This is a genomic window from Streptomyces sp. NPDC031210 (assembly GCF_055570395.1).
Genome location: NZ_JBVIHH010000009.1, coordinates 240,610 through 257,373, shown reverse-complemented (window position 1 = coordinate 257,373; position 16,764 = coordinate 240,610). Strand labels below are relative to the sequence as shown.

The 16,764-nt window shown below is 68.4% G+C and carries 15 protein-coding genes and 2 pseudogenes; 9 read left to right on the top strand and 8 right to left on the bottom strand.

From position 1 onward, the window contains the following. The first annotated feature begins 49 nt into the window (after positions 1 to 49). On the top strand, positions 50 to 946 hold the full coding sequence (locus ACZ45Z_RS19045) for a hypothetical protein (protein ID WP_468363392.1): 897 nt from the start codon (positions 50 to 52) through the stop codon (positions 944 to 946). A 39-nt stretch (positions 947 to 985) separates the two neighbouring features. Here the strand turns inward: ACZ45Z_RS19045 and ACZ45Z_RS19040 are convergent, their stop codons facing one another. Further along, positions 986 to 1,672 carry a hypothetical protein gene (locus ACZ45Z_RS19040; RefSeq protein ID WP_468363389.1) on the bottom strand — a complete coding sequence of 229 codons (687 nt, stop codon included), beginning with the start codon at positions 1,670 to 1,672 and terminating at the stop codon, positions 986 to 988. A 964-nt stretch (positions 1,673 to 2,636) separates the two neighbouring features. On the opposite strand from ACZ45Z_RS19040, the gene ACZ45Z_RS19035 reads away from it, so the two are divergent. After that, positions 2,637 to 3,257 (top strand): DUF1326 domain-containing protein, encoded by a 621-nt coding sequence (locus tag ACZ45Z_RS19035; RefSeq protein ID WP_468363386.1) that lies wholly within the window; start codon positions 2,637 to 2,639, stop codon positions 3,255 to 3,257. A gap of 162 nt (positions 3,258 to 3,419) precedes the next feature. Here ACZ45Z_RS19035 and ACZ45Z_RS19030 read toward each other — a convergent pair whose 3' ends face one another. Then, positions 3,420 to 4,250 carry a DUF2182 domain-containing protein gene (locus tag ACZ45Z_RS19030; protein WP_468363383.1) on the bottom strand — a complete coding sequence of 277 codons (831 nt, stop codon included), beginning with the start codon at positions 4,248 to 4,250 and terminating at the stop codon, positions 3,420 to 3,422. A 364-nt stretch (positions 4,251 to 4,614) separates the two neighbouring features. Beyond that, positions 4,615 to 5,316 (bottom strand): NAD(P)-dependent oxidoreductase, encoded by a 702-nt coding sequence (locus ACZ45Z_RS19025; protein WP_468363380.1) that lies wholly within the window; start codon positions 5,314 to 5,316, stop codon positions 4,615 to 4,617. Between the two features lie 134 nt (positions 5,317 to 5,450). Here ACZ45Z_RS19025 and ACZ45Z_RS19020 point away from each other — a divergent pair, with 134 nt between their 5' ends. After that, a complete protein-coding gene (locus ACZ45Z_RS19020) occupies positions 5,451 to 6,173 on the top strand; it encodes a TetR/AcrR family transcriptional regulator (RefSeq protein ID WP_468363378.1) in 723 nt (240 codons plus the stop codon). Between the two features lie 152 nt (positions 6,174 to 6,325). On the opposite strand, the gene ACZ45Z_RS19015 is transcribed toward ACZ45Z_RS19020, so the two are convergent. Beyond that, on the bottom strand, positions 6,326 to 6,646 hold the full coding sequence (locus tag ACZ45Z_RS19015; protein WP_468363375.1) for a hypothetical protein: 321 nt from the start codon (positions 6,644 to 6,646) through the stop codon (positions 6,326 to 6,328). Between the two features lie 311 nt (positions 6,647 to 6,957). Further along, a pseudogene (locus tag ACZ45Z_RS19010) lies at positions 6,958 to 7,279 on the bottom strand (hypothetical protein); the annotation flags it as partial. On the opposite strand from ACZ45Z_RS19010, the gene ACZ45Z_RS19005 reads away from it, so the two are divergent. After that, complete coding sequence (locus tag ACZ45Z_RS19005; RefSeq protein ID WP_468363528.1) at positions 7,214 to 7,438, top strand: hypothetical protein; 225 nt, start codon at positions 7,214 to 7,216, stop codon at positions 7,436 to 7,438. The pseudogene ACZ45Z_RS19010 and the gene ACZ45Z_RS19005 overlap by 66 nt on opposite strands. Before the next feature lie 250 nt (positions 7,439 to 7,688). Further along, a pseudogene (locus ACZ45Z_RS19000) lies at positions 7,689 to 7,791 on the top strand (IS5/IS1182 family transposase); the annotation flags it as partial. A gap of 111 nt (positions 7,792 to 7,902) precedes the next feature. Here ACZ45Z_RS19000 and ACZ45Z_RS18995 read toward each other — a convergent pair. Further along, a complete protein-coding gene (locus ACZ45Z_RS18995) occupies positions 7,903 to 8,991 on the bottom strand; it encodes an endonuclease/exonuclease/phosphatase family protein (protein WP_468363373.1) in 1,089 nt (362 codons plus the stop codon). Positions 8,992 to 9,476: 485 nt separating this feature from the next. After that, positions 9,477 to 10,556: a MerR family transcriptional regulator gene (locus ACZ45Z_RS18990; protein WP_468363371.1), complete on the bottom strand. Its 1,080-nt coding sequence runs from the start codon at positions 10,554 to 10,556 to the stop codon at positions 9,477 to 9,479. A 408-nt stretch (positions 10,557 to 10,964) separates the two neighbouring features. Here ACZ45Z_RS18990 and ACZ45Z_RS18985 point away from each other — a divergent pair, with 408 nt between their 5' ends. From ACZ45Z_RS18985 to ACZ45Z_RS18970, 4 genes are all read left to right on the top strand, one after another. Continuing rightward, entirely contained in the window at positions 10,965 to 12,482 is a 1,518-nt protein-coding gene (locus ACZ45Z_RS18985) for a transferase (protein WP_468363368.1), read from the top strand. Positions 12,483 to 12,618: 136 nt separating this feature from the next. Then, the gene (locus ACZ45Z_RS18980) at positions 12,619 to 13,326 is read left to right on the top strand and encodes a DUF4328 domain-containing protein (RefSeq protein WP_468363366.1); all 708 of its coding nucleotides are present in this window, start codon (positions 12,619 to 12,621) and stop codon (positions 13,324 to 13,326) included. A gap of 428 nt (positions 13,327 to 13,754) precedes the next feature. Continuing rightward, on the top strand, positions 13,755 to 14,267 hold the full coding sequence (locus tag ACZ45Z_RS18975; RefSeq protein ID WP_468363363.1) for a RipA family octameric membrane protein: 513 nt from the start codon (positions 13,755 to 13,757) through the stop codon (positions 14,265 to 14,267). An 89-nt stretch (positions 14,268 to 14,356) separates the two neighbouring features. Then, positions 14,357 to 14,848, top strand: a complete 492-nt coding sequence (locus ACZ45Z_RS18970) for a hypothetical protein (RefSeq protein WP_468363361.1) — start codon at positions 14,357 to 14,359, stop codon at positions 14,846 to 14,848. Positions 14,849 to 15,821: 973 nt separating this feature from the next. On the opposite strand, the gene ACZ45Z_RS18965 is transcribed toward ACZ45Z_RS18970, so the two are convergent. Next, positions 15,822 to 16,718 (bottom strand): LysR family transcriptional regulator, encoded by an 897-nt coding sequence (locus tag ACZ45Z_RS18965; protein ID WP_468363358.1) that lies wholly within the window; start codon positions 16,716 to 16,718, stop codon positions 15,822 to 15,824. Positions 16,719 to 16,764: the final 46 nt, after the last annotated feature.

Here is a 16,764-nt window from a genome sequence, read left to right as displayed (position 1 = left end):
CGACGGCATTACGTTGTCAGCCTGCCGGAAGAGAGCAGGGAGACCACTGGTGATGGCACAAGAGCCGGCGGTGAAGTCCTTCTTCGAGAAGGCCGCCTATATCGTGACACCGGGATCGGTCGTATTCGCCCTGCTCTACTACTTCGGCTACACGTACCGCAGCGCGTACTACTCGTACTTCGGTCTCCGCGTCAGCGAGCTGGAATTCTCCTCCCAGGACTACCTGCTCGGCAGCCCGGCGGCCATCTTTCTCCCGCTGTGGGTGCTACTCATTCTGGGAATCGTCAGCATCCTCGCCTTCCGGTCGCTGGAACGACGGCTTTCCCAGCCCGGGGCAGCGTCGCGGCGGCGCCTGGTGAGCCGCGTGCTCGCCGCGCTGGGCATCGGCTTGCTCCTGCTCAGTTTTCCCGTCTTCCTCGAACCGGTGTGGTGGCAGCGCATGATGGCGGCGCTTCTGCCCAGAAACTGGCTGCGGGTCCTCCTTCCCTCCTTCCTCGTGGCCGTGGGAGCACTGCTGCTGCTGTTCGCCATGTACCTCTACCGGACTCCCAACCGCCGCGGTACCCGCTTCTGGGGCATCACCGAAGGGCTGCTCATCTCCGGCACAGTGCTGATCGTGTTCTTCGCTATGGCGCGTTACGCCTACGGAGCGGGCACGTCGGAGGCACACCAAGATGTGCTGCGGGACTTCAGCGGCATGACGCGTGTCCTGGTCCACTCACGCCAGCCGATGTTTCCCTCGTCCCCCAACGTTCGCTGCGAGGACCGGGGCGCTGCCCGCCAGCCCTACCGGTACAGGTGCCGCGGATTCCACATCCTGGCAAAGTCGAGCACTCGCTATTACCTCCTGCCCAAGGAGCGCCTCGCCGACGGAGACATCACCTTTCTTCTCCGCGACGACGACAGCACCCGGGTAGAGGTCTTGGGAAAGCGGCGCGGCGAATAGAGGTCTTGGAAAAGAGGCGGCGCGAACCGGCGCGGTCGGTCAGGTCGGGATACTCGACGGACCCTCTTCGTTCGGGGGAGTCGCGTCCGGAGCCGGAATGGGGCCGGTGTCCGTCGGGCCCGTGGTCGGGTCGGTTGTTCTCTCCGTGTCCGGTGGGAGGGGCGTCGTCGACGTACCCGGCTCAGTGGTCTCAGGGCCCCTGTCGGGGGTTGTCGTCTGTTCACCGGACGCGCCCCGGGTCACGGACGCCCTTACGTCGCCCTGGTCGGTCTTGACCTGGAGCTCGAAGTTGTCGGGGGTACCGGGGGGAATGGTCAGCGTGAAATGGCATGACTTGCCCGGCGGAAGTGGCTGGCCTTTGCATTGGTTGTCACTGATCGTGGGCGGCTCGTCGTCGAGCCCCGGACCGTCGCCCACACCAACCGACACATCCTTCATCGGCTTGTCCGACGAGTTGGTGACGGTGACTTCCACCTTTGCCGACTCTCCCGGGTTCGCTCGCGGAAAGTCGATTTGCGCGGCGTTGCCCTGGGCGCCCTCGTCACCTGGGAACAGGGTGGCGGTGCCCGCTTTTACAGGCGGGCGCGTCGAAGACGCCCCCTTGGGGGCGCTGCCGCCGCCCCCGCAGCCGGCCAGCACGGTCACAATGGCCAGAAGCACGCAGGTCCGCAGAGCGGTCCCGGCGAGTGGTCGGGAAAGCTCGCCGGCTTCCGGTGCACCAGACACTGCGGCCTCCGCTGTGAGATCGACTAGGCTTTCGAGCCTGGCACGGGGGCGTGGACAAGTGCGGTGATGCCCCATCGCCACACCGACCGCTCACCTGATCAGACGGCTCTCATCCAGACCGCATCTCTTACGCACGTCGATGAGCGGGATCCGGTCGATGAGCGGGATCCGAAGGTGCCGGTGCCACGCGGTACGTGCGCAATGTCATCGAGCTGTGACGCGCAGTGTCCTGGCCGACCCGCGTCGCCGGGGGCCCGAGACGACGACATCATCGCCAGCACATACGGCACACCGTCGCCTTCCTCTCTTGGACCGCTCCCGCGCACTCGCCGATCAGGTCACCGCCGAACGAACAGGCGGCCGCGGTGGGCTGTCCTACCGGCTGGCCGACGGCCGTGCCCGACTCGTCAGGACCTGGCTCACCCTGCGCCACGAACCCAGCCGCTCCGTACAGGCACCCGCAGGCGCCCGACGTCGTTGCCGGGTCCCTGCCCGTCGCCACCCCTGCCCGGTCGCCGCCGTCGCCGCAGCCCTCGCCCTGCGTTGCGGCACCCTGCCCGAGCGGCCGACCCCGCCCTCCTCCCGGCGGCCGCCGCCATGCAGGGCCTCGTTCATGAGTACCCGGGCCGCCGAGCGTCGGAAGAACTCTCTTACGGCGATGAGCGGCCGATCTGTACACCCTCCAGGGGCACGCCTAGCCTTGAATGAGAACGGACTCATGGCATAGCGCATAGGCCCGCAAAGTGAGTCGATCGGGGAAGCGCCTGTCGCACCAGCCGCATCAGTCGCACCGGTGGGAATCCCGGTCCGGGGCCGCGAGGCGACGTGTTCCGCTGCCGCTGCAAAGGGTGGGCCACGCCCCGGAGTACGTGGTGTTTCTCCTCCGCCGACCGGGCGCTCCCCGTGACGCCGGCATCGTCCGCACTGGCGGATGACGGTCATCGTGCAGCAATCAGGAGCAGTCATGACGTGGAGTATTTCCGGCAACTACCTGGGTGGTTGCTCATGCGCAATGGTGTGCGGCTGTCCCGTCGACGCCACGCCGCACGACCCGCAAGGACGTGAGGAATGCCTTGGCTGCACCGCGTTCCATGTGGCCGAAGGGCACTTGGACGAGGTGGACCTTTCCGGGGTGACCTTCGCCCTCTACAACCACTTCCCCTCCAACCTGACCGCAGGTAACTGGAAGGTGGGCCTCGTGATAGACGAGGGGGCCAGCGACCAGCAGGCCGATGCGCTCGAGCGCATCGTGTCGGGGCGGGAGGGCGGCGCATTCGGCGAACTCTCGCAGTTCTTCGGCGAGTACCTGGGCCTGGAGCGGGCGAGTGTCTCCCTGACGGACGGGGAGAAGACCCGACTCAGTGTCGGCGGGAAGACTGAACTCGAATTCGAGCCTCTTCGAGGGCCTGATGGAGGACCCACGACGGTGAAGAACGCCATGTTCGGGTTCGCACCGGAATTCACGCTGGGCCACACCACCGGCAGTTCGTCAGCCTTCGGTTTGACGTTCCAGCCGGCCTACGGCGAAAAGTCCGACTACACCTTCTCCAGCGAAGAGACCGAGGGCGCGACCAAAGGACGGTAGGTGCACAGGGCAGCGATCCGTTGACACGGGACGAGGACGGGTGTCTCCTCCGGCGCGGGGGCCTCCGCACCTGCTGCCGACCGTGTTCTCGCGCCCGTCACTGTCCCGATGCGTGCCGATCGGGATTTTCGTCGGCAGCTTGGTGGGCCGAGCGGCCCCAGCTCAGAGCGGCCCGCCGCCCATCCGGTCCATCGACGGATCAGACATCTCCAGGCCGGGAAGCAGCCAGTCCTGGAACGGGGCGAGCACGGCCAGGACCAGGAAGGCAACGCCGACGGCCCAGGTGAGCCAGGGGCCTCCCCGCCACAGCTTTTCGAGGAAGATGACGGCGGCCAGGCCCGCCATCGCCGCCACGTTCATGAAGCCGAGCGGGATCAGGACGATCATCAGGCCCCAGCAGCAGCCGACGCAGTAGAGCCCGTGATGCGCGCCGACCCGCAGATCCCTTGCCCAGGGTCGGAAACGCGAATACCGCAGCAGTTGGAACATCGGGTTGCGGCAGTGCCGCAGGCAGACCCGCTTCAGTGGCCCGAACTGATGCAGCCCCGCGAGCAGGAACGCTCCGGCGCCGATCCAGCGCCCCGCACCGGGATTGCTGTCCACCAGGTGTCCGGTCGCCGCGAGGAGGCCGTACGCGAGCAGCCCGAATGCGGTCCAGGCGAGCAGGTAGCCGCTGACGAACTCAGTGATCCGGGCTGTCCGGACCCGGCCTGCGGACTGGCGGCGGATCGCCTGCACCCAGGTGATGGCCACAGGTGCCACTGACGGCAGCATCATCGCCAGCATCATGACGACCCACAGCAGCAGGAAGAGCGGGAGTGCCAGTCCCATGGTGCCGGGCTCCATCCCCATGTGGCGGGACTGGCCGACGGTGAGCAGCCATGCGACAGCGGCCAGCAGCACCATCAGGATCCAGGCAACCGCCAGGTCACGCGTCGGCAGGAGCACTCCCGGCCGGGTCGGGACCGGTGCGGCGAGGCGGAGGCGCGGCATGGCACTTCTCCCAACAACGCGCGCTGCCCGCGACCGCCCGGAGCCCCGAGTCGTGTCGACGGCGGCGCGCCACGGAGAGCGACGAACAACCTGCGGACATCTCCAGCAGATCACAGAAACGGATGGCACAACACCGGGGGAGGCTCTCCCCAAAGTTGTCCGAGCCCGGCCCCCGACGGCCAGAACAGTGCCCCTTGTGAAGGTTCCGACCGAGCCCTCGCCCCGTCGAAGGTGGGCCCGGCCGGCCGGCGGCAGCCACCCGGCCCGCGCGGAAGCACAGCGCCCTCGTCCGGCTCTCCGACAAGTTCTGGCCGCGCAGTGCTGCCAGGGGCTCGACAGCCGCGGCGTTGGTCCGCCCGTCAGTTCAGTAACCGATGGTGAAGCGGCGCTGGACGAAGCGGGGCAGTTCCGCCTCGTCGACGAGGGCGACGGCGGCGTCTTCCATCGAGATGCGGCTGCGCCCGTCCGCGTCCAGGACCGGCTGATCGCCACCGATCCGGAACCGGCCCGTACGCTCGCCGGGCGCGATGTCCTCCGCGGGGCTGAAGTAGGTCCACAGCCGGTTGGAGGTGCGCAGGATGTCCAGGGCGTCGCGGTGGCCGCGCACCGCGGCGGCGTACTCCCTCGGCAGGCCGATCGCGTCGAGGGTCTCGTGCAACAGCTCGTCGGAGTCGGCTCGTACGATTCCGGGCTCGATCTCCAGACTGCCGGCGCCGCCGATGACGATGAGCCGTGTCCGGGGGTGGTTCGCCAGCGCCTTCAGGAGTGCTCGCGCGGCGGTGGCGTACACCGTGGGATCGGCGATCGAGCGGGCCACCGTGTCGCCGATGTCTTTGGCGGCGTTTCCGGGCTGGAACCCGCTGATCAGGACGTCGAGCCCGGGTATGACGACGCCGATGGAGTCGGCGTCGAGGACGTCGACGCTCCGCCAGACGACGTTCTTCCGGTCCTCGTCGATCCGCGTGGCGTCGCGGCTGAAGGCGGTGACGTGGTGCCCTCGGCCGAGTGCTTCGGTGACGACGCGACTGCCGATGCCGCCCGTGGCCCCGATGACTCCGATGTGCATAGCTCTCCCCTGGTGCTTGCTCGTGCGGGCGTCAGTTGCCCATGCCGCCACCTTTTCTTCGCGGCACGCAGAGACTATACGGCGTGCAGTGAAGATACGGCGCTCAGTATTGGGACGCTGTAGAGTGAGGGCTCGTGGGAACTACTGTGGGAAGCGTCAAAGGGCGCCGGGAGCGGTTGCGAGCCGAGACGACCGCCGAGATCAAGAAGGTCGCGCTGGAGTTGATGGCTTCGGGTGGGCCCGACGCGATCACGCTGCGGGCCATCGCTCGCGAGATGGGCATGACGGCCAACGCGATCTATGGCTACTTCGCCACCCGTGACGACTTGGTCACCACGCTGATCAACAACGTCTACACCTCGCTGGCCGACACGGTGGACGCCGCCTGGGACGCCGCCCCCGCCCAGGACCCGGCCGCTCGGATCCAGGCATGGGCCTGTGCCTTCAGGAACTGGGCGCTGGCCAACCCCGAGGGCTTCCGCCTCATCTACGGTGACCCTGTGCCCGGCTACCGGCCACCCGAGGGTGGCGCCGCCCCGGGCGCCGCCCACCGTGTCTGCACCGGCATCACCGCGCTGGCGGCCGTCGCCTGGCCGCACGCGGAACTCCGTTACGCGGACAGCGACTTCGAGTGGTCCGACTTCGACCCCGGTCTCCTGGACAAGGTCCGCCCGGCCTTCCCTGACCTGCCCCCGGCCGCTGTGGCTCTCGCTCTGCGTATCTGGAGCCACCTGCACGGCCTGGTGTCACTTGAGATCTACGGCCACTTGCAGGCCCAGGCCCTCAGCCCGACAAAGATCTTCAGCGAGGAACTGGCCCAGCTCATCCGGTCCTTGGGTATCACGGCGCAGGGGTAACGGCCCTGCCCGAGGGGCGCGCGAGTCGAGTCGCGTGACTGTGGGCATCTCGACCTGCTGTTGCCCAAGTGGCGCGCCAAGTGATCCCGATGCCGAGCTGTACGAGGCGAGCGCCGAGTCACACGCTCGCCCCGCACCTGGGTCGATCGGGTTTACTGCACCCAGGCCACTCGTTCCACCGTGTCGTTGTAGCCCGACGGCTCCTCGAGCTTCTCGCCGGCCTTCAGCACGCGCTCACCCTTGCCGATCAGCTTCGCGTCGCTGTCCGTCAGGTTCACCCATGAGGAGACGTTCTTGGACATGCTGCCGCCGCTGGGAAGGGGCAACTGGCTGAGGTCCACGTCGTAGCCGGCCCCGATCCCGTACCCCGTGCCCTGGCAGTCGTAGTGCAGGTACAGGCCCAGGGTCTTGGGCGGACACGGCGCGCCGTCAGGGGTGATCTGGACTACGCCGGGTGGCAATTGGTTGCTCATGGCTTGCTCCGTTCTTCAGTCCGCCGGCCTTTCCGGCGGACTCGGGCGCCAACGTTGCACACGAAGGCGGCTGCGAACGGCTTCACGCGGAGCATGATCGTTCCTGCAATGGCATGACCACCCGCATAGCTGAGCTGCGCAGACGCCGGCCCGCCCACATCGAAGGACTGCACCTCTCGGATCCGCAAGCCTTCGTCGTCTCCACGGTCCGGTGCACCGAAGGGTTGTCCCATAAGAGATCTTCGTGCGGGTGGAGAGGCGGCTGCCTGTTCAGCGGGCGGTCTGCCTACCCGGCGACGGTGGGGTGGTCCATCTGGGGCAGCCGTTCGGCCTGGCCGTTCGCGCGGGCGGAGCGGGATGAGCAGGCCGGTGCCCTGATGGCCGCCGTCGGCGATCGTCATCCTCTTGCCGACAGCGGCTTCCGTGCCCCGATGCCTCCCAGCCGCAGGGGTCGTGACGGTTGCGCAGCAGGGGCCGGCCGGCTACGACAACCAACTGGACGTCGGCGTCGATGAACCCCGGACGGACGGTGGAATGGCGGTAGATTTTCGACTGCTCAGCGATCGTGTGGTCGTAGTCGTAGTCGTAGTCGTAGTCGTAGTCGCGGTCGCGGGTGGGAACCAGGGCACCGTCCGCGCGGCCGTCCCACGGCCGCCGCGCAGGATCCGTCTCCATGAGGAGGGCGGCTACCTGCATGTCGAAGCCCGCAACGGCCCGCCGACCGCGTCCCCGTTGGACTTCGCCCCCAGCGGCCACGGCCTGATCGGCCTGCGAGAACGCGCCATCTGCTGAACGGCACCCTGAACACGGGACCGGAGGGGACGGTGGCTTCTTCCTGCACGCCACGTTCCCCCTTCAGCCACCCCTGCGCGCTTCAGCCACCCCTGCGCGCCGGCGAGTGACCGGCCCCGGCGCCGCTGACGCTGAGGCCGCAGAACACCGCCGAACTGACGGCGCGCGGAGCATGGCCGATTCGCCGGGGTGGGACGAACGGATGGTGATGGTGACGGCGAGGTGATCACGCGACCGACCCAACCATGCCCTCAAGTGCTCCCGGGCCGTAGCGACGAGGTACGACAAGAGAGCGTGCGTTCGTCTTCCATGGCACGGTCACCTTCGCCGCCATCCGGCTGTGGCACCGTTGATGCCAGAGCGGCAACTCGCCCGCCTGGCTGATGCCAGAGCTGCAACTCGCCCGCCTGGCGGGCGCTGCACGGCGAACTCGCCCGAGGCCCCGCCGTGCCGCCGGGCTGCCTTTACAGGTCGAGTTCGGCGACGATGGCAGCGTGGTCGGAAGCCTGGTCGCCGGGTCCGGTCACGGTGTCGAACGGGGTGCCGAACTCGAAGATCCCACGCCGCTCCACCTCGACCTTGTCCACCTTGGCGAACAGCTCCGGCGAGAACATCAGGTAGTCGATCTTGTCGTCGGGGTCCGTGCACTTCCCATGCGTGCCGAGCGGTCCCTCGTAACTGTCGTGGGTCATCGCGTCCTTCATGCTGGTGGCCTCGAGGAACGTGAGCGGCGGGCTGCCCGGGGTGTCGTTGAGGTCCCCGGCGACTACGACATGGGCCGAGCGCTTGAGCGCGGCCTGGTAGAGCTGGGCGACGCGCTCGGCCTGGAGCTTGCGCTTGTCGCCGCCTCCGCCGAGCTTGCTCTTGAAGTGGTTCCCGAGGAGCCAGAGCGGTTCGCCATCGATGTCGATCTCGAATTCCGGGCAGTCCCGGCTGAAGATGTCCCGAGAATCCTTCTTGTCGAAGATGTGCGAACGTACGGAGGTGATCGGGCGTCGGCTGAACAGCCCCACGTCGATGCCGCGAATGTCGTTGCCGTCGATCAGCATGTTGAACGGATACGGTTCCGCTTCGAACTGGCCCGCCAGCACCTGTTTGTTGAAGCGGTGCAAGGTGAGCCGGTCCTCGACTTCAACCGTCAGCAGTATGTCGGCGTTCACCTCGGCGATCACCCTGGCGGTGTTCTTGACGGCGTCCCAACTGAGGTCGTCCTTGACCAGTTCGACCCAGCCGACCCAGGCGGACCGTCCCGTGACCTCGGCCCTGACCTCGATGTTCCTGCCCTCGCCCTTGAGCAGCCGGGCGTGTCCGCGAGGCTCGTTCACCAGGACGGTCTGGGTGGAGATTTCGTGGGAGACATCGGCGCTGTGCTTCTTGAGAAGCTCAATGATCTTTGTCTTGTCGTTGGCCGTATACGTGTCGTGATCGAGGAATTCGACAAGCTTCCTGAAGTCCTCGAGCACGGTGTCGCGTACAGGGTCCTTCCCGCTACCGAAGACGAGGGGCCTCCGGAAGAGGTTTTCGCAGTTGAAAGTGGCTATGCGGATGCTCATGGCCCCTCCTTACACATCCAATTCTCCGGCGGCGTGCCATGTCTGTCGAACGGAGCAGGGCCGCTCCCGGGGGGAGCAACCCTGGGACGTCAGCCGCGGAGCGGGCCCTCGCAACGGTGGTCCGCCGACCCGACGGGCGGTGATCACCGAAGGCGAGGGTGGCGGGGGCCGAGCGCTCCTCGCTGTCCATCGCCAAGGTGAGCATGTATGACTCGTCGGAGTCGACGGGGGCGAGCGTCACCGCGCGCCGTGGGGTTGAGCGACGAACAGGCGCTCGGTGTCCCGCTCAACCTCAGGCAGCATCCCCGTTCAGGCCCGGCGCCAGGCCCGCAGTCGCGGGCGGGCCGGTCCTGGCGTGCTGGTTGTGGCGGTCGAGGAAGTCGCTCCGCGTTTTTGTGCTTCGCGCGCGAGGCGGTATTCGTTCGCTGTGCGAATCAGTTCTTGTGAGCGGAGCTGGTGCATGGTGAAGTGCATGCCGCGCGCTCCTACGGCTGGAGCCCCAGCACGTCGGCGACCACACAGCTGATGTTGTCGGGACCGCCCAAGTGGTTGGCCAGCTCGATGAGCTTCCTCACGGCCTGCTCGGGATCGCTGATCGCCGTGAGGACCTGCTGTACTTGTTCGGCCGGGACGACTGTGGACAAGCCATCGGAGCAGAGCAAGTAGCGGTCTCCGGGCTGGGCGTCGTGAAGACGCATGTCGGGGGTGGCGTCGGCTCCCTGCGCGAGGGCCCGTATCAGCAGCGACCGCTGAGGGTGGGAGGAGGCTTCTTCCGGGCTGATGCGTCCTTCGTCGAGCATGGACTGCACCACGGTGTGGTCCTGGGTGATCTGGAAGAACTCACCGTCGCGCAGGAGATAGGCACGGGAGTCACCAATATGGACGAGGGCAAGCTGTGACCCGGTCCAGAACATCGCGGTGAGCGTCGTGCCGGCCTCTTCCGAGGAGGGGTCCATCGTGGCGGTACCGTGCACGGCCTGTGCGGCCTGCTCGATGGCCTCTTCGAGGACGCTGAGGAGACTGCCCGCAGGGATGCCTTCGGTTTCCAGGCGCTTGAGCGTGTCGATGGCGGCGGCGCTTGCGGGGGCTCCCGCGTGGCCGAAGCCGTCGGCGACGGCGAGGAGGCGGGAACCGGCGTAAGCGGTGTCCTGGTTGCTCTCGCGGACCAGGCCGGCGTCGGTCAGCGCAGCGTAACGGATGCCCAGGGTCTTGGTGGTGGGGGACATGGCGGGGTCCTTCCAGGACAGGTGGCTGATGAGGAAGGTGGCCAGGTCCCGCCGCGCGGCGGTGTCGGCCTCGGCCTGGGCCCAGAACGCGCGGACCTCCTGGGCCGCCGTACCCGCATCCAGCGTGCAGACGTGCTGGATGCGGGCCAACGGCATGCCCAGGCGGCGGAGCCAGGCGACCAGTCGGGCCTGCTCCAACTGTTCCAGGGCATAGAGCCGGTACCCGGTCACCGGATCGACGCGAGCGGGGGGCAGCAGTCCGAGCCGGTCGTAGAGACGCAGCGCCTTCGGCGAAAGCCGGGACGCCTTCGCGAACGCCCCGATGGTCAGCAACCCCATACTGGCTCCTCCTCATGCCGAGCACGTCGCCCGGCCCCACCGATGCTGTGGCTTCCCCCATGGTGAAGGTCAACACGTGTCCTCCTGCGCCGCGTCCCGCAGGTCTCACCCGGGCAACTCGACCTCGACCTCGACCTCCTGCACCGGTTCATCAGGGGCGAATGCCTGACGACGGCGCAAGCAGCCCGCCGCCTGGGCATCAGCCATGACGCCGTCCGGCGCGTCCCGCAGAAGCAGCCCGGCCCCTCCCGGAGGAGCAAAGACCGCGAGGTGGGAAGTCTGTCGCCCATGAGGGCGGGGCCGCGGGTTGCCTGAACCAGCCACGGCCGGTTGCGCCGAGGTGGTAAGACGGACGCGGTCTGCGCGCCGGACGGCGGTGCTGGACCGAGGTGAGGGGAGTGGGCTGAAGTGTCCTCGGGCTTACGGGCGTTGGCCCGGCTGATCACGGCGGCCGCGATCGTCACGGCTTACGTCGCGCTGCACTTGGCGATCACCGCGGGCATGGACCTACGGGCCTGCGACCGCTTCCGCGACGCCCCGGCGCGGGCGGCCGCCTTCACCGCCGCGCTGGACCGCTACGCCGACGAGGACGTGTCCGCGCGCGCTGAAATCCGTGAGGACGAAGGGTGGTTCGAGGAGAACGCCCCCTCGGGAAGAAGCCGGTCCGTGGTCTCCTCCGTTACCCGCGACGCAGAGGAGGGCCGGTTCTCCCTTGTCCGCGAGCGTGTCGCCGGGCTGGCGGCCGAGGTCGAGCAGGATCGGGCGAGCCTCGACCGGAAGCTCGGCTCGTCGAGCGCGACCGCGCTGTACTGGGCGGCGCCGGCCGTGGCGCTGCTCGTGCCGGCGCTGTGGCTGCGGCGTCGTCGCCGGGCTGGCGCCGCGGAGATCGTCGGCGTGGTCAGCCAGTTCGTCCCGCGTCGACCGTGGTGGCGGCGGCCGGTGTTCCTGGTGGCCAGCGGTGTCGGCTACGGACTGTTCGCGGGGGGCTTCTTCGCCGCCAGCACGGCGCAGCGGCAGGGCAACAAGATGCCACCGATGACGTTCATGCTGTTGCTGGTCGGCGGCCTGGCCGCGCTGGGGGCCGGGGTCCTGATCCTGCGCCAGACCCGCCCGCGCTCGGCGCGCGGCGCGGCCCAGGCCCTGCTGGCCGACGGCCGCGAACCCGTGCTCTACCTGCGCAGCTTCGCCGATGACGACACCGCGTCCCAGGTCGACGACTCGGCGGCGTACGTCAGTATCCACTCGCGGGAGGAGCAGCTCACCGGGGCCTTGGGCGCCGTGGGGCCCGTGATCACGGTGGGCAGGCCCGGTGAGCCGCTGCCGCAGTTGGGGGCGGCGCGGTTCTACCTGCCGCTCGACGACTGGCAGTCCACGGTGCTGCGGCTGATGGAGTTGTCCCAACTCATCGTGTTGCGCCTGGGTTTGGGTGAGGGGCTGTGGTGGGAGGTCCAGCAGGCCCGCGCCACCCAGCCCGCGCGGAAGCTCGTCCTGCTGGCGCCGGGCGGGCTGCCGGAGGTGGCAGAACGGTTGGACGAACACCTGCCGACCCCGTCCCGGCTGAACGAGGTGGCCGGGGACGATACCTGGGTCTCCGCCGTCATCACCTTCGCCCCCGATTGGACGCCCCATGTGCACCGGGTGGGGCCCGTGCCTCGTGCCAGGACCCCGCGGGGCGCCCTCGTGCGCCGCGGGGTGCGCGCCATGAAGGCAGCCCTGGCGTCGATGATGATGTTCACGCCCACGCACCACCTGGCCCGCGCCATGACGGTCGCCCTGGCGTCCGTGGGGGTCCGTAAACGGACGATGGCCTGGAGAGCCACCCTGGCCGTGCAAGCGTCGTTGTGGAAAGGCTTCACTCTGGTCACGGCCCTTGGCCTGCTGTCCTGGCTCGTGTTCCGGGCGCTGCAACTGTTCGGCTCCCGGTAGTGCCATTCCGTCGTGACGGTTCCGCATGATGTCCCGAGAAACAGGGGACACAACGGGGCAGGGCCCAATAACATCCCGACCCAAGTAACGCGCGAAAGCGATGAGAAGCGGGTCGAACGGTCTTCGGGGGAGAACCATGGATGATTCGCAGCAGGGGATGCCACAGCAGGGCAGTCCCACGGGCGCGAGCCCGGCCGGTGGGGAGCAGCACAGGGCGGTGACCGGAGTGGCCACCGCTGTGACGGTACTGATCTCGTTGGCGCTGGTGCGTGAGGTATTGGTCTCGGTGGGCAACTGGCGCCTCTACGTCGTCGTCAAGGACTATCTGGCCGGGAGGGCGACGACCGCGGACCTTGAGGCCGCCGACACCGATGCCTTCGCGGTGCTGGGGTCTTGGCCGTCGTTCCTGGTGTGGATCGCGGCCGGCGTGGCGTTCCTCGTCTGGCTGTGGCGGGCTCGGATCAACGCCGAGCTGATGAGCGGTGCCGCCGCGCACCGTCGATCCCGGGGCTGGGTGGTGGGCGGCTGGATCGCCCCAGTGGTCAACATGTGGGTTCCGTACCAGGTCGTGTCGGACATCTGGCGGGCCAGCGCACCCCGACGGGCCGTCCCCGTCACCCTGGTCAACGCCTGGTGGGCGCTGTTCGCGATCGCCACCGTCGTCGTAAAGCCGATCCAATGGCGCATGGCCTCGGAGTTCGCCAGCGAGCAGGACGTCCTGTCCAACGCGAATGTGTCCACCCTGCTCACGGTGCTCTACCTGACGGCCGGAACGCTGCTCATCCTCCTTGTCAGGCGAATCACCGCGTGGCAGACCCACGGGCATGCCCAGAACGCGGTGTGAGGGAATAGCGAATGGGGCGCTGAAACGCGGCGGCGCAGGCGCACCGTGGCCGTCGTGGTCGTCGCTGGCCGGTGCGTACGCCCCTCCGGGCCTTGGAGTCGCGCGTGGGTGGAGGCGTCGCGAAGAGGGCGGGCACCCACTGCTCGATGTGAGTGAGCGCCAGGTGACGCCGCCAGTCGCGACCTTCGCCCGGCGCGCCCCCACTCCGCACGGGAGTCGGCGAGGCGGCTGCCACTCCTCAATTGCCCGATCACAGCGAACTTCGCGGAGTTCAGCAGCCGACGCAAGCGCACGATGACGAACTCGCCAGCGCGCGGGGCGAGTTGGATGGCCGTCCCCGAGGTCAACACTCACACCGAGGCCCGCCTGCCTGCCCGCCCATGGCCGCACAGGCTTGGCGAAGGTAACGACTACGGAGAGATGCCACCATGGCCGGAATCAGTGACTCGTTGTGGAACGAGGACATCGACACGAACGACTACGCCGACCCGGCTGCGACGTATCGCAACGCGGTCTTCGAGCAGTACAAGCTGTGCGTGGAGATGGCCGACCGGGTCAGCGCCCGGCGCAATCTCGCCAACACCTTCTTCCTGACCCTCCACAGCGGTCTGCTCGTCTTCCTCAGCGCCTGGCTGTCCCAGGAACACCACCGCCGGGCTCCGGTCGTACTGACCGTCGGGGCATTGCTGGTCCTGCTCGGCATGTGCGCCACCTGGTGGTTCACCATTCGTTCCTACCAGCAGTTGAACAAAGGCAAGTTCGAGGTGATCGCGGCGTTCGAGGAGCGGTTGCCGGCTCGCGCGTTCGTGGCCGCTGAATGGCGCGCTCTCAGCCAGGGGCGTGACTGGCGCGTCTATGTCCCGCTCAACCGTGTCGAGCGCTGGATCCCTCTCCTCTTCGCCTTGGCCTACGTCCTGGGATTCGCCGCCGCCGCGCTGTGACGGCCGCGGATACTCCCCACCCCGCTCACCACGCCGCCGGAACGGGATAGGGTGAAGGGCACATCGCCTCGGCCGGAAGAAGTTGTCACGTGGTCACCATCGCCGTCACCGGTCACATGGACCTGGCCGACGAGGCAGTCGGTCCCATCCGGAAAAACCTCCGTGAACTACTGGCCGAACTGCGCGACGACGCGCTGGTGGGGCGCTCGTGCTTGGCCCGCGGCGCCGACACCCTCTTCGCCGAGGAGATCCTCTCGCTCGGCGGCCGACTGTCAGCGGTCATCCCGTCGCGGGACTACCGGGAAGCGGTGGTCCGCCCTGCGGACCTCGCCGAGTTCGACGCTCTGCACGACGCCGCCGCCGAAGTGGTGGTCATGCCATACGAGCACGCGGGACGCGCCGCCTACGAAGCGGCCAATCGGCGGCTGCTCCAGGGCGCGGACCGCCTCGTCGCGGTCTGGGACGGCAGCGCCCCCACAGGTCGCGGCGGCGGTACGGCAGACACCGTGGCCGCGGCCCGCTTGGCCGGGTTGGCCGTCGACGTTGTGTGGCCCCTTGGCGCTTGCCGGTCCGGCACCTGACACCCACCCTCGGTGCTCACAGTCACCGCGAGCACTGCCCGCCCATCGGTGGCACGCCGCAGCGGCGTAGAGGCAAGCAGTCGGCGCAGACGGCGCAGACGGCGTGGCTCGAGCCGTGATCTGTCCGCCGGCTTACACGCCCAGGGCTTGCTGGGTGAGCCGATGGTCGCGCCCCAGCACCCGCAGGCAGTCGACCACGAGTGCAGCGCGCAGTCGGGCGCTTTCCGCGTCCGGGCTTCGGGGCTATCGGTTTTGTGCAGGCTGGAGACGTGCCGTTCCCTGCGTTGCAGGGTGTCTGGATGGGCCGGGCCGAACAGGCGGGCCTTGTCTGTGGCCAGCGCGGCGTAGTTGCGTACTTCGTCTTCGTGAAGGCCCGGTTCGCAATGGTCGGCGGCCTCGTCGGCCCGGCAGGTCAGTGTGTCGGCATGATCCGGGCCCAGGGCCGTGAGGTGGTCAGCCACCAGGTCGGACCAGGACCGCAATCAGTTCCACCCGGCGCCGGACGTCGGTCTCTGTGTCCTCGTCCTGCACGCGGAGCGTGAGTTTGTACGCACGGCACGCGTGCTCGACCTCAAGGCGCCGCATCCCGAGTGTTTCCGGGTGACCGGGGCCCAGCAGGCGAGCTTCTGGGCCACCAGGAGCGTGAGGGTCCAGGCCGATTCGTCCAGCCAGTCGTTGGTTTTCTGCTCCGCTCCAGTGCCCGAGCGGCGTGCGGTGTTGGTCGTCTGGTGCCCGGGGCCCAAGACCGTCAGACAGTCGGCGACCAGCGCGCTGGTCTCCAGCGGCGATATCGGCCGGGACCTCGGAATTCCCTCAAGTTCCCCATAAACAAGTAGTTTTCGCCAGCGACTCGGGCACCGCATTGTCATCAGCGACCTAAGGCACAGGTAGCAGGGAAGCCCCTTGCCGCGGCCGCCCCCCTACGAAGTGGGGCAAGAAGGCTGAACATCCCAGGCAAGTGGCGAGCCAGGCCCTACGCCCGGGCCCCCTCGACTGTCTCATAGCAAGCCTCGATCAGGGCACGCAGGGCGGCCCGGGGCGGGCCGTTCCGCACCGCGAGGTAGGTCCGCATGACGGGCGCCGGACCGCTCAGCGGGCGGAACACCACGCCGGGAACGGGGAGCTGGTCGGCATGCGGGGCGTAGAAGACCGTCCAGGACGGTTTGCCGTGGCCGATGGCGGCGAGGGTGTCCTGGTCGTTGGTGAACTCCGGGCCCAGGACGGGCGTGTAGCCGGCGGCGCGGCAGGAGTGCATCACCAGGTCGTGGAGTGCGGGGTTGCGAGAGCGCGGGGAAAGCCGCAGCGGGAGTTCCGCGAGCCGGGTCAGTTCGACGGTCTCCCGCGCGGCGAGCTCGTGGCTCGCGGGCAGCGCCGCCATCAACGCGTCCTGCCACAGCGGCAGGAACTCCAGCCCAGGGTCGGTCCTTTCACCGCGCAGCAGAGCGGCGTCCACGTCACCGGCCCGCACCTGCGCCAGACGTTCCTCGGTGCTGCCGGTGACGAGTTCCAACTGGGCGTGGCCGACGTGCCGGGTGAACGCGGAGAGTACGGCGTCCAGCCGGACACCCAGCCCGGAGCTGGTGCCGAGGCGCACGGTCGCGGCCTGTTCGGCGCGCAGTTCGTCAATGGCCTCCCGGGCGCTTGCCTGGATGGCGAGCATCTCCCTGGCGTACGGGAGAAGCCGGTTGCCGGCTTCGGTGAGCCGGACGACGCGGGTGGAGCGGGCGAACAGCTCGGTACCCAGTTCGCGTTCGAGTCGGCGGAGCTGCTGGCTGACCGCGGACTGCACGATGTGCAGCCGCTCGGCTGCCCGGCCGAAGTGCAGTTCCTCCGCCACGGTGAGGAAGTAGCGCAGTTGACGCAGCTCCATGGCCCCCCGGTCCCTCTGTTCGCCGTGACCGGCATTGATCACCCTT